The sequence below is a fragment of the Streptococcus sp. 27098_8_69 genome (genome assembly GCF_041432445.1).
Taxonomy (GTDB): Bacteria; Bacillota; Bacilli; order Lactobacillales; family Streptococcaceae; genus Streptococcus.
The window spans coordinates 139,268-152,320 of the sequence record NZ_JAPVZO010000001.1 but is presented as its reverse complement, the minus strand read 5'-3'; the positions used below and the strand labels follow the sequence as shown (position 1 = coordinate 152,320).

Annotated in this window: 12 protein-coding genes and 1 pseudogene; 11 read left to right on the top strand and 2 right to left on the bottom strand. The window is 38.5% G+C overall.

Annotated features, from left to right (window positions below; all coding sequences use genetic code 11):
- Positions 1-47 precede the first annotated feature (47 nt).
- The 9 genes and pseudogenes from O3658_RS00830 (at position 48) to O3658_RS00790 (ending at position 7,748) form a co-directional block, all read left to right on the top strand.
- Complete coding sequence (locus O3658_RS00830; protein ID WP_371558940.1) at positions 48-959, top strand: bifunctional riboflavin kinase/FAD synthetase; 912 nt, start codon at positions 48-50, stop codon at positions 957-959.
- A gap of 196 nt (positions 960-1,155) precedes the next feature.
- Positions 1,156-1,619: pseudogene (gene tnpA / locus O3658_RS00825) on the top strand (IS200/IS605 family transposase).
- A 628-nt stretch (positions 1,620-2,247) separates the two neighbouring features.
- Entirely contained in the window at positions 2,248-3,411 is a 1,164-nt protein-coding gene (mutY, locus tag O3658_RS00820; protein ID WP_371558939.1) for an A/G-specific adenine glycosylase, read from the top strand.
- A 64-nt stretch (positions 3,412-3,475) separates the two neighbouring features.
- Positions 3,476-4,180, top strand: coding sequence for a response regulator YycF (gene yycF / locus O3658_RS00815; RefSeq protein WP_075231732.1), 705 nt, complete (start codon positions 3,476-3,478; stop codon positions 4,178-4,180).
- Positions 4,173-5,522, top strand: coding sequence for a cell wall metabolism sensor histidine kinase VicK (gene vicK, locus O3658_RS00810; protein ID WP_248034301.1), 1,350 nt, complete (start codon positions 4,173-4,175; stop codon positions 5,520-5,522). Before yycF ends, vicK begins: the two co-directional genes overlap by 8 nt.
- A 1-nt stretch (position 5,523) precedes the next feature.
- Positions 5,524-6,333 carry an MBL fold metallo-hydrolase gene (locus tag O3658_RS00805; RefSeq protein ID WP_001279898.1) on the top strand — a complete coding sequence of 270 codons (810 nt, stop codon included), beginning with the start codon at positions 5,524-5,526 and terminating at the stop codon, positions 6,331-6,333.
- A 90-nt stretch (positions 6,334-6,423) separates the two neighbouring features.
- Positions 6,424-6,666: a type II toxin-antitoxin system RelB family antitoxin gene (gene relB / locus O3658_RS00800; protein ID WP_371558938.1), complete on the top strand. Its 243-nt coding sequence runs from the start codon at positions 6,424-6,426 to the stop codon at positions 6,664-6,666.
- Position 6,667: 1 nt separating this feature from the next.
- Positions 6,668-6,922, top strand: a complete 255-nt coding sequence (locus tag O3658_RS00795; protein WP_371558937.1) for a type II toxin-antitoxin system RelE/ParE family toxin — start codon at positions 6,668-6,670, stop codon at positions 6,920-6,922.
- A gap of 52 nt (positions 6,923-6,974) precedes the next feature.
- Positions 6,975-7,748, top strand: coding sequence for a potassium channel family protein (locus O3658_RS00790; RefSeq protein ID WP_371558936.1), 774 nt, complete (start codon positions 6,975-6,977; stop codon positions 7,746-7,748).
- 136 nt (positions 7,749-7,884) lie between these two features.
- On the opposite strand, the gene O3658_RS00785 is transcribed toward O3658_RS00790, so the two are convergent.
- A complete protein-coding gene (locus O3658_RS00785) occupies positions 7,885-8,232 on the bottom strand; it encodes a thioredoxin (RefSeq protein ID WP_371558935.1) in 348 nt (115 codons plus the stop codon).
- 111 nt (positions 8,233-8,343) lie between these two features.
- The gene (locus tag O3658_RS00780) at positions 8,344-10,062 is read right to left on the bottom strand and encodes a phospho-sugar mutase (RefSeq protein ID WP_371558934.1); all 1,719 of its coding nucleotides are present in this window, start codon (positions 10,060-10,062) and stop codon (positions 8,344-8,346) included.
- A 152-nt stretch (positions 10,063-10,214) separates the two neighbouring features.
- On the opposite strand from O3658_RS00780, the gene O3658_RS00775 reads away from it, so the two are divergent.
- Both O3658_RS00775 and O3658_RS00770 read left to right on the top strand, forming a co-directional pair.
- Positions 10,215-12,116, top strand: a complete 1,902-nt coding sequence (locus O3658_RS00775) for an ABC-F family ATP-binding cassette domain-containing protein (RefSeq protein WP_371558933.1) — start codon at positions 10,215-10,217, stop codon at positions 12,114-12,116.
- Position 12,117: 1 nt separating this feature from the next.
- On the top strand, positions 12,118-12,981 hold the full coding sequence (locus tag O3658_RS00770; RefSeq protein ID WP_371558932.1) for an XRE/MutR family transcriptional regulator: 864 nt from the start codon (positions 12,118-12,120) through the stop codon (positions 12,979-12,981).
- The last annotated feature ends 72 nt before the right edge of the window (positions 12,982-13,053 follow it).

Genomic DNA, 13,053 nt, shown 5'->3' with positions numbered 1-13,053 from the left:
AGTCTAAATTGTTTTGAAAGCGCCATTTTTCTGGTATAATAAATACTATGATTATTACAGTACCTATTAAAACAGAAAAAGATATTGCAACACCAGGACCAAACGTCCTTGTACTTGGTTATTTTGATGGAGTTCATCTTGGACATCAAAAATTATTTGAAATAGCTTCTAACATTGCTGCTGAAAAGCGCCAGGGAGTAGCTCTAGTAACTTTTAACGAATCACCAAAACTAACTCTGAATCAATACTCACCTGAACACTTATTGCATATTTTGAATGCTAGTGAACGTGAACGTAGATTGAAGCGAGCTGGAGTTGAGAGCTTGTATTTGATGGATTTCACTAGTCGAGTAGCAAATATGACTGCCCAAGAATTCATTGATACCTACGTCAAGGAAGCAAAGGCAGATACGATTGTAGTTGGTTTTGACTATACTCTTGGTTCAGATAGAAAAATAGCTGAGGATTTAAAAGAACTTTTCCATGGTGAAGTGGTTGTTGTTCCACCAGTTGAGGACGAAAAGGGGAAAATTAGTTCAACGCGTATTCGCCAAGCCATTCTAGAAGGAGATGTAAAAGAAGCAGGCAAACTTTTGGGATTCCCTTTACCAACGAGAGGTGTAGTGGTTCACGGAAATGCTCGAGGTCGAACTATTGGATTCCCGACAGCTAATCTAGTCAACTTGGATCGGACATATATGCCAGCTGATGGTGTCTATGCCGTTGACGTTGAAATCCAAAGAAAAGTCTATCGTGGTATGGCAAGTCTAGGTAAAAATGAAACCTTTGATGGCGAAGAAGAGCGTTTTGAAGTTCATATCTTTGATTTTTCCGACGATATCTATGGGGAGACTGTCATTGTTTCCTGGTTGGACCGTATCCGTGATATGGTAAAATTTGATAGCGTTGATCAATTAGTTAAACAACTAGAAGAAGATGAAAAGATAGCTAGAAAATAAAATCAAAAAATAGTAGAGTTTGGGATTTTCTCAAACTCTTTTTTTATTATGTGACTTTCAGTCCGTCTCGCTCCGTTAGGTGCGAGACAAATAAACCACCCGCTATGCGGGTGCGCGTCGAAGGTTATACCAAAAAAACTCCAAGCGCGATACAATAAAGGTGTTCAAGCCAATTGTAAAGCAAAAGGAGAAAACCATGGCACAAAAGTCTCATAGTTTATCACACACAAAGTGGATGTGTTCTATCACATTGTGTTCACCCCTAAGTATAGACGAAAAGTCATCTATAATCAATATCGAAGTAGTTTGGGAGAAATATTCCACCGATTATGTAGTTATAAAGGTGTTGAGATTATCGAAGGTCATTTAATGCCTGATCATGTACATATGTTGGTGAGTATTCCACCTAGGATAAGTATTTCAAGTTTCATGGGGTATTTAAAAGGCAAAAGTGCACTCATGATGTTTGATAAACACGCCAACCTCAAGTATAAGTTTGGGAATCGGCATTTCTGGGCGGAAGGTTATTATGTGAGTACAGTAGGGCTTAATGAAGCCACAATTAAGAAATATATTCAAGAGCAGGAAAAGCATGATATAGCACTAGATAAATTGAGTGTAAAAGAATATGAGGATCCCTTTAGGGATAGTGGTAAGTAATACTCACGCCTCTTTAAGAGGCAAGTGACGAGTCAAGAGCAATGAGGCTTGAACAACGTGAAAGCCAGCGTCTTTAGGCGCTGGCTGGTAATTTGGGCTTTTAGCCCTGGTGCAAACCACCCGTTTGACGGGTGGTTATGATTTGTATTTTAGCTTAAGTTTGGGGAATCATCATAACTATTATAGCAGGCTGAATAAAGAATAGTTCATTTCGAATTCTAAAACATTGTTAGAAATGATAGTGAAATGAACTTAGAATAGTACGCTACGAATTCTAAAACATTTTTAGAGATTTATTTGACTTTCCTAACCTCTCTATTCATATCTTATTTCAATCCACTATATTTAACTTAAATCAACATTTTTAAATTAAAACTGACAAGTAGCTATATAAAAATTAGAGTATTATGAATAGAATAAATCTTTTCTACTTTTGTTTCCAGACATCCTAGACTCTGATAAACTTTTTTAAACTATGTGTTTATTCAAATTTTAAACAAGATAATCTTTAGATTTCCTTTTTCTTCCTTTTAGTCTTATAGTCTTTGTTTTATTGAATGTCTATCTTGAATTTTTGAGTATCATTAAAGGTTATGCTATACTAGAAATATGTTAGATTTGGAGAAATATGTTAGATTTGGAGAAATATGGTGTGACCATGTGGGAAGAGGACAAGATTCTCTCTTTCCGTCAAAAACTATTAGCCTGGTATGACGAAAACAAGCGGGATTTACCTTGGAGACGGAGTAAGAATCCTTATCATATCTGGGTATCTGAAATTATGTTGCAGCAGACTCGAGTTGATACCGTCATTCCCTATTATGAGCGTTTTTTAGATTGGTTTCCGACCGTAGAAAGCTTAGCAAATGCTCCTGAGGAGCGCTTATTAAAAGCCTGGGAAGGACTTGGCTATTATTCTCGTGTCCGCAATATGCAAACAGCCGCTCAACAGATTATAAATGAATTTGAAGGCAAGTTCCCGTCTACTTATGAAGGTATTTCAAGCTTGAAAGGGATAGGTCCTTATACAGCTGGTGCAATCTCTAGTATTGCCTTTAACCTTCCACAGCCTGCAGTAGACGGCAATGTCATGCGCGTTTTGGCACGTTTATTTGAAGTCAATCATGATATTGGAAATCCTAGCAATCGAAAAATATTTCAAGCTATGATGGAGGTTTTGATAGATCCTGATCGTCCAGGTGATTTCAATCAGGCTTTGATGGATTTAGGTTCAGATATTGAGGCTCCTGTTAATCCAAGACCTGAGGAGAGTCCTGTTAAGGAGTTCAGTGCTGCTTACCAACATGGGACCATAGATCGCTATCCTATCAAGGCTCCCAAGAAAAAGCCAATCCCTATTTATCTAAAGGCTCTTGTAGTGCAAAATAGTCAGGGTCAGTTTCTATTAGAGAAGAATGAGAGTGAAAAACTCTTGGCTGGATTTTGGCATTTTCCCTTGATTGAAGTTGATGAATTCTCAGACCAGACTCAAGACTTGGACCTTTTTAGTCAAGTAGCGGAGCCAATTCAAGAACTGGGACCATCTCCACAGGAGAGTTTTGAACAGGACTATGATCTTGAAGTTGATTGGCAAGATTTACGATTTGAAGAGGTCAAGCACATTTTTAGCCATCGTAAATGGCATATCCAGATAATTGCAGGGCGAGTTACTGAGACACAGGAATATGCAGATAGAGAAGTCCTTTGGTTAAGTCCAGAAGAATTTATCAATTATCCTCTGGCCAAACCCCAGCAAAAGATTTGGCAAGCCTACTTGAAAAGAAGCTGCTAGTATCGGTCTTTCGTGTCTTCTTTACATTTTTTTGGTATAATGAGATAAGGAAAAAGGTGACTAAATGAAAAAAATACTAATTGTAGATGATGAAAAACCCATCTCAGATATTATAAAATTTAATATGACCAAGGAAGGTTATGAAGTTGTAACTGCTTTTAATGGTCGTGAAGCACTTGAACAATTTGAAGCTGAGCAACCAGATATTATTATCTTGGATTTGATGCTTCCAGAGATTGATGGACTTGAGGTCGCAAAAACTATTCGTAAGACAAGTAGTGTTCCTATTATCATGCTTTCAGCTAAAGACAGCGAATTTGATAAGGTTATCGGGCTTGAGCTTGGAGCAGATGACTATGTGACCAAGCCATTTTCAAATCGTGAACTACAGGCCCGTGTTAAAGCTCTTCTTCGTCGTACAGATCTTGTCTCAGTTGATAGCCAAGAACCTGAAACGAAATTACAAAGTCTGCAGATTGGCGATTTGGAGATTTTACCAGATGCCTACGTGGCTAAGAAATATGGTGAAGAGTTAGACCTAACCCACCGTGAATTCGAACTCTTGCATCATTTAGCTTCTCATCTTGGACAAGTTATTACCCGAGAACATCTTCTTGAAACCGTTTGGGGATATGACTATTTTGGAGATGTCCGTACAGTTGATGTAACCATTAGACGTTTGCGCGAGAAGATTGAAGATACACCAAGCAGACCTGAATACATCCTAACTCGTCGTGGTGTAGGATATTATATGAGAAATAATGATTGAAGTAATTAGACAAACAATTTTGACGAGCGACTTTATCTTTATCCTCATCTTAATTGGCTTTATTCTGTTAGTGTCTTTTCTCTTGCTTGAGAGTCGTCGTGATAATATTCGTTTGAGGCAGATCAATCAGAAAATAAAAGATTTGATTGATGGTGATTATTCTCAGGTTTTGGATATGCAGGGAAGTTCAGAGATAACTAATATCACTAACAATCTTAATGATTTGTCTGAAGTCATTCGTCTGACTCAAGAAAATCTGGAACAAGAGAGTAAAAGGTTGCATAGTATTCTGTCCTACATGACAGATGGAGTGCTTGCAACCAACCGTCGTGGGCAAATCATCATGATCAATGATATGGCCAAGAGACAACTTGGAGTTGAAAGGGATGATGCTCTTAATCAAAATATCTTAGAGTTACTCAAGATTGAAGAAGAGTATGAGCTGAGAGAACTTATTACTCAGAGCCCTGAGCTGATGATTTATTCGCAGAATCTTAATGGCGAATATATCAGTTTGCGCGTTCGTTTTGCCTTGATTCGTAGAGAGTCTGGCTTTATCTCTGGTTTAGTAGCAGTTCTACATGATACGACTGAACAAGAGAAGGAAGAACGTGAGAGAAGGCTTTTCGTTTCGAACGTTAGTCATGAGTTGCGTACACCTTTGACCAGTGTAAAATCCTATTTGGAGGCCTTGGACGAAGGAGCGCTGACAGAACCAGTTGCTCCAGACTTTATCAAGGTTTCTTTGGATGAAACCAACCGTATGATGCGGATGGTGACGGACCTCTTGCATCTATCACGGATTGACAACGCAACTAGTCACTTAGATGTTGAATTGATTAACTTTACGGCCTTTATCACCTTTATCCTTAATCGTTTTGATAAAATGAAAAGTCAAGATGAGGAGAAGAAGTACGAGTTGGTGAGAGATTATCCGATTACTTCTGTTTGGATTGAGATTGATACAGATAAGATGACCCAGGTGATTGACAATATCCTGAATAACGCTATCAAGTATTCACCAGATGGTGGAAAAATCACTGTTAACATGAAAACTACAGATGATCAGATGATTTTATCTATTTCAGATCAAGGACTTGGGATTCCTAAAGAAGATTTACCAAAGATTTTTGACCGTTTTTATAGGGTTGATAAGGCTAGAAGTCGTGCTCAAGGAGGAACAGGACTAGGATTGGCTATCGCCAAGGAAATCATCAAGCAACATAAGGGCTTTATCTGGGCCAAGAGTGAATATGGCAAGGGATCTACCTTTACTATCGTACTTCCATACGATAAGGATGCCGTGAAAGAAGAGATTTGGGAGGATGAACTAGAAGACTAGAATGAGTGATATCGGTTTTAAATACAGTATTTTAGCATCGGGTTCCAGTGGAAATTCATTTTACTTGGAAACACCAAAAAAGAAAATTTTAGTAGATGCGGGACTATCAGGCAAAAAAATTACAAGCCTCTTGAGTGAAATCAATCGTAAACCAGAGGATTTGGATGCTATCTTGATTACGCATGAGCATTCAGACCATATCCACGGCGTGGGCGTTCTGGCTCGTAAGTACGGCATGGATCTTTATGCCAATGAGAAAACCTGGCAAGCTATGGAAAATAGTAAGTATCTTGGTAAGGTTGACTCGTCTCAAAAGCATATTTTCGAGATGGGGAAAACCAAAACCTTTGGCGACATCGATATTGAGAGTTTCGGTGTTAGTCATGATGCAGTGGCGCCCCAGTTTTATCGTTTTATGAAGGATGATAAGAGCTTTGTCATGCTGACGGATACGGGCTATGTTAGTGACCGTATGGCTGGCATTGTCGAGAATGCAGATGGCTATCTGATCGAGTCAAATCATGATGTGGAAATTCTACGAGCAGGATCTTACGCATGGCGACTCAAGCAACGCATCCTGTCTGATCTTGGACATCTCTCAAATGAAGATGGAGCAGACGCCATGATTCGCACACTAGGTAATCGTACCAAGAAGATTTACCTAGGCCATTTGTCCAAGGAGAATAATATCAAGGAGCTGGCTCACATGACCATGGTCAATCAGTTAGCTCAGGCAGATCTGGGAGTTGGAGTAGACTTTCAAGTTTACGATACTTCACCAGACACCGCAACACCACTGACTGATATATAGAAAGGAACGCCGAGAGGTGTTCTTTTTTATATTGACTGAGTTCTTAAAAAGTAATACAATGGTATTACCAATAATTCTAGGAGAATAAACATGCCGACTATTACATTAAAAGTTTCCGAAGCAGATAAAACATTTATGAAAGCCATGGCTAAGTTTGAAGGAGTTTCTCTATCCGAGTTGATACGAACAAAAACTTTAGAAGCTTTAGAGGATGAATATGATGCTCGTGTAGCAGATTTAGCTTATCAAGAGCATTTAGAAGACTTGGAAAAAGGACTTAAACCCATTACTTGGGAAGAAATGATACATAATCTAGGTCTGGAGGAAGATTAACTTGTATAAGTTAGTTCCAACAAGACGATTTATCAAACAACTAAAGAAATTAGATTGTTATACGCAGATACTAATTAAAAAGTATCTAGAAAATAACGTTTTAGAGGATCCAAGAAGGCATGGGAAAGCTCTGGTGGGGAATCTAGGTAGCCAATGGCGGTACCGTATTGGAATTTATCGAGTTATTGTGCACATTGTAGATGATGAACTGATAGTCTCTACTTTAGAAATAGGTCATCGTAGAGATATTTATTAGAATTCCCATTAAACTATTTTATTTAATTTTTATAACAAGAGGAGTTTACAGATTGCAGAACAAGTGGAAAATAAAAGTCTATTACGATACTAGTATTATAATATTAGCTTTAATATCAGTTGTTTTAGTAATACTTGGTTTTACAGATTTAATTGATCTTGAGAAACCTCCATACAGTATTATAGACTTAGTCATATGGTTTGTTTTTCTTGTCGATTATATTTGGAGATTTAGTATTTCCAAAAGTAAATGGTCATTTATTATAAACAACATTTTTGACTTGCTTGCGATTCTTCCTTTGAATGCTATTTTTACAGTTTTTCGTTTAGGGAGGATCTTCCGTCTTGCACGCTTAACAAAGTTAGTAAAACTAACTCGGTTATTAAGAATTATAGGTCTTACTGGCAAATTAGAGAAAAAGCTAAAAATTTTTCTAAGAACAAATGGATTAATTTACATTCTGTATGTCAATTTTTTTATTGTTCTAGTTGGTAGTTCAATCTTATCAGTTGTTGAAGATAAGACATTTTCTGATAGTGTATGGTGGTCACTTGTTACTGTTACAACTGTTGGATATGGGGATATTGTTCCAAGTAGCCTATTTGGGAAATGGCTAGCTGTATTATTGATGCTAGTTGGAATTGGAACAATAGGAATGCTAACAAGTTCTTTAACTAATTTTTTTGTTAAGGATGAATCTAAAACTCAAATAAATCTTGATAAACTTTATAAGGAAATTGAGAATCAAAGACAATTAATAGAATCACAAGATAAAAAGCTTGAGGAGCTGAATCAGATGGTTAAAGAATTGCTGAAAAAAAGTTAGCAAACAAATAGTTCTTCAACAGTCTATAAAATCAAAAAACGCATAATATCAGGTGTTCATAAACCTTGATATTATGCGTTTTAACATGAAAAAAATTATTGGATTATCTCCTAAAATTCAATTTAAACTAAGTTTCTTACAATTCTGCAAATTCTTTGATTTCTTGAGCTGACATTGAAGAGTCGCAACGGACATTGATTTGTCCATTTGCAACATGGACGAATCCTGGTACAGTAGGGATTCCGTAGCGTGAGCGGAATGCTTGCAACTCATTGAGTTGGCTTGGTTCTTCACTATTGATGAAGTAGATGTGAGCTTTAGTTTCAGCTACGACACCTGACAATGTACCAGCAAATTTACGGCAGTAAGGGCAAGTTTTGCGACCGATAAAGAAGGTTGCAGTTTCTTTTTTATCAAGAGCTTCTTGCGCACGCGCAACTGTAGTGACTTCAAGGTCTTTGATGTTATCTAAAAATTGTTCCATGAGATTACCTCGCTTTCATTGATAAGTCTAGTATGCCATAAAGTTTCTAAAATTGCTTAGATTTGATACGAAAAAAAGATGAGATTGGTTTGTCTCATCTTTTATAGGATTTTATTTTACAAAAGCATTGATTTCTGCTTCGATATTAGCAATCTTAGCTTGTGATTCTTCGTTGCTTTCACCTACAACTGCAATGTAGAACTTGATTTTTGGTTCTGTACCTGAAGGGCGAACAGCAATCCATGAACCGTCAGCAAGTGTGTATTTCAACACATCACTTGGAGGAGTTGTTAAGTTTGTAACAGTTCCGTCAGCAGCAGTAGCTGTTTGAGCTTTGAAGTCTTCTACGATAGTGATAGCTGTTGCGTTCCATTCTTTTGGAGCATTGTTACGGAATTTAGCCATAATTGCTTTGATTTGCTCAGCACCGTCAACACCAGAGAGGGTAACAGAGATTGTCTTTTCAGCATAGTAGCCGTACTCTTTGTAGATTTCTTCGATACCATCAGCAAGTGTCAAACCACGAGAGCGGTAGTAGGCAGCAAGTTCAGCAACGACAAGAACTGCTTGGATTGCATCTTTATCGCGAACGAATGGTTTAATCAAGTAACCGAAGCTTTCTTCAAACCCCATCATGTAAGTGTGATTGTGTTTTTCTTCGAATTCTTGGATTTTTTCAGCGATGAATTTGAAACCAGTCAAGACGTTGAACATAGTTGCACCGTAGCTTTCAGCAATCTTAGTTACCAAGTCAGTTGATACGATAGATTTGCAAAGAGCTGCGTTTTCTGGAAGTGTCCCAGCATTTTTGTGGGCTTCCAAGATGTATTTTGCCATGATGGCACCGATTTGGTTCCCTGAAAGGTTAAGGTAGCTACCATCTTTTTGAAGAACTTCAACACCAACACGGTCAGCGTCAGGGTCAGTTGCAACAAGAACATCAGCTCCTACTTGGCGACCAAGTTCTTCTGCAAGAGCAAAGGCTGCTTGACTTTCTGGGTTTGGAGATTTAACAGTTGAGAAGTCAGGGTCTGGAGTTGCTTGAGCTTCTACGACTTGAACTGAGTCGAATCCTGCTTGCGCAAGAGCACGACGAGCCAACATTTCACCAGTACCGTGAAGAGGAGTGTAGACAATCTTCATGTCCTTACCAAACTCTTCAATCAAAGCTGGGTTGATGTTAACATCTTTAACTTCTTTGAGGTATTCGGTATCGACTGCTTCGCCAATAACTTCAATCAAACCAGAAGCTTTTTCTGCTTCTACATCAGCAACTTCAACAGCAAATGGATTTTCAATAGCACGGATGTAAGTTGTCAAAGCATCAGCATCGTGTGGAGGCATTTGTCCACCGTCTTCACCGTAAACCTTGTAACCGTTAAATGGAGCAGGGTTGTGGCTGGCTGTGACCATGATACCCGCGAAACAGTTGAGGTGACGAACTGCAAATGATAGTTCTGGAGTGGGACGAAGGCTTTCAAATACGTAAGATTTGATACCATGTTTGGCAAGAACTGCTGCAGATTCAAAGGCAAACTCAGGTGAGAAGTGACGGCTATCATAAGCGATGGCTACACCACGTTCTTTTTCATTTTCACCTTTTGACTCAATCAAACGAGCCAAACCTTCTGTTGCTTGACGAACAACGTAGATGTTAATGCGGTTAGTACCAGCACCAATCAGTCCACGCATACCTGCAGTACCAAATTCAAGATTTGTATAGAATGCGTCTTCCTTAGTTTTTTCATCCATATTTTCCAAATCATGACGAAGATAGTCTGGAAGTTCTGCGAAATCAACCCATTTTTGGTAGTTTTCTTGGTAAGACATAGGAAATCTCCTTTAATATATAATCTAATCGCTTACATTATATCACGATTTGAAGTTTTAGTAAAACGTTAGCATGAGTTTCTGAAAAAGTTATGAAATAGAGCTAAACCACAAGTCTTGAATGGCTTAGAGAAACATGCTATACTAACTGTATGATTATTTTACAAGCTAATAAAATTGAACGTTCTTTTGCAGGAGAGGTTCTTTTTGATAATATAAACCTACAAGTAGATGAAAGAGACCGTATTGCCCTCGTTGGGAAAAATGGTGCTGGAAAGTCTACTTTGCTCAAGATATTGGTTGGAGAAGAGGAGCCAACCACGGGTGAAATCAATAAGAAAAAAGATATTTCCCTCTCATATCTAGCACAGGATAGCCGTTTTGAGTCTGAGAATACTATTTACGATGAAATGCTACATGTATTTGATGACTTGCGTCGTACTGAAAGACAACTTCGCCAGATGGAGTTGGAGATGGGGGAAAAGACTGGAGCAGAACTTGATAAACTCATGTCAGACTATGATCGCCTATCAGAAAATTTTCGTCAGGCTGGAGGATTTACATACGAAGCTGATATCCGTGCTATCTTAAATGGTTTCAAGTTTGACGAGTCTATGTGGCAGATGAAAATAGCAGAGTTATCTGGTGGTCAAAATACTCGTCTAGCGCTAGCCAAAATGCTCCTTGAAAAGCCTAATCTCTTGGTCTTGGATGAGCCGACCAACCACCTAGATATTGAAACTATTGCCTGGTTAGAAAACTATTTGGTTAATTATAGCGGTGCCCTCATTATCGTCAGCCATGACCGTTATTTCCTCGATAAGGTTGCGACCATAACACTCGACTTAACCAAACATTCTTTGGACAGATATGTAGGAAACTACTCGAGCTTTGTGGAGCAGAAGGAGCAGAAGCTCGCAACTGAGGCAAAAAACTACGAAAAACAACAGAAGGAAATTGCTGCCTTAGAAGACTTTGTTAACCGAAATCTTGTCCGAGCATCGACAACCAAACGTGCTCAATCTCGACGCAAGCAACTGGAGAAAATGGAGCGCTTAGACAAGCCTGAAGTTGGCAAGAAATCAGCTAATATGACCTTCCATTCTGATAGAGTATCTGGTAATGTCGTTTTGACAGTTGAAAATGCTGCTATCGGCTATGATGGTGAAATCTTATCAGAACCCATCAACCTTGATCTTCGTAAGATGAACGCCATTGCCATTGTTGGTCCAAATGGCATTGGTAAGTCAACCTTTATTAAGTCTATTGTGGACCAGATTCCCTTTATCAAGGGGGAGAAGCGCTTTGGTGCTAATGTTGAGGTTGGTTACTATGACCAGACTCAGAGCAAACTGACACCGAGCAATACAGTCTTAGACGAACTCTGGAATGATTTTAAATTGACGCCAGAAGTTGAAATCCGTAATCGACTTGGTGCCTTCCTTTTTTCTGGTGACGATGTTAAGAAATCAGTTGGAATGCTCTCAGGTGGTGAGCGAGCGCGTTTGCTTCTGGCTAAACTTTCCATGGAAAACAATAACTTCTTGATTCTCGATGAGCCGACAAACCACTTAGACATCGATAGCAAGGAAGTCTTGGAAAATGCCCTGATTGACTTTGATGGGACTCTTCTATTTGTCAGCCATGACCGTTACTTTATTAATCGTGTAGCCACTCATGTTCTAGAATTATCTGAAAATGGCTCAACCCTTTATCTAGGTGATTATGACTATTATGTTGATAAAAAAGCAGAGCTAGTAGCTAGTCAAGCGGAAGAAGCGGCAGCTGTTAACCAAGAAAAAGAAGTTTCTCCAGTTAATGACTACCAAGCTCAAAAGGAAAGTCAAAAAGAACTTCGTAAATTGATGAGACAAATTGAAAGTCTTGAGACAGAAATCGAAGAACTGGAAACGCAAGCCCAAGCAATCTCTGAACAAATGCATACTACCAATGATGCGGATGAACTCATGCAATTACAAGCAGAACTGGATAAAATTAGCCATCGTCAGGAAGAAGCTATGCTGGAGTGGGAAGAATTATCGGAGCAGGTGTAAGATGGAAAATCTTGGAAAAGTTTTTCGTGAATTTCGAATCAGTAAAAATTACTCTCTTAAAGAAGCTGCAGGAGAGGCCTGTTCGACCTCCCAATTATCCCGATTTGAATTGGGGGAGTCGGATCTGGCTGCATCTCGTTTCTTTGAAATATTAGATAATATTCACGTGACGATTGAGAATTTTATGGATAAGACTAGAAATTTTCAACATCATGAGCATGTGAGCTTGATGGCTCAGATTATTCCGCTTTACTACTCAAATGATATTGCAGGTTTTCAAAAACTTCAAGAAGAACAACTTGAAAAGGCTAAGAGTTCAACAATTCCCCTCTATTTTGAACTGAACTGGATTTTGTTACAAGGTCTGATTTGTCAAAGAGATACTAGCTTCACTATGAAGCAAGATGATCTGGATAAGGTTGCGGATTATCTTTTTCAAACAGACGAATGGACCATGTATGAGTTGATTCTGTTTGGCAATCTCTACAGCTTTTATGATGTGGACTATGTTGCTCGCCTTGGTAGAGAAGTGATGGAGAGGGAAGATTTCTATAAAGAAATTGGTCGCCATCGAAAACTGGTCTTGATTTTAGCTCTTAACTGTTACCAGCATTGTTTAGAACATCTTGCTTTTGAAAATGCCAGCTACTTTGAAGCTTATATAGAGAAGATTATAGGTAAGAGCATCAAACTCTATGAGCGTAATGTTTTCCACTTTCTTAAAGGATTTGCTCTTTATCAGAAGGGGCAAAAAGAAGAAGGTTGTAAACAAATGCAGGAAGCCATGCATATTTTTGATGTGCTAGGTCTTCCGGAGCAGGTAGCTTACTATCAGGAACATTACGATAAATTTGTAAAAGATTAATTTCCCAAATATGGGAAAAATGAGAAACTCCTTCAAGTTTTGATACAATAGTTTCAAAATTTGAGAGGAGTT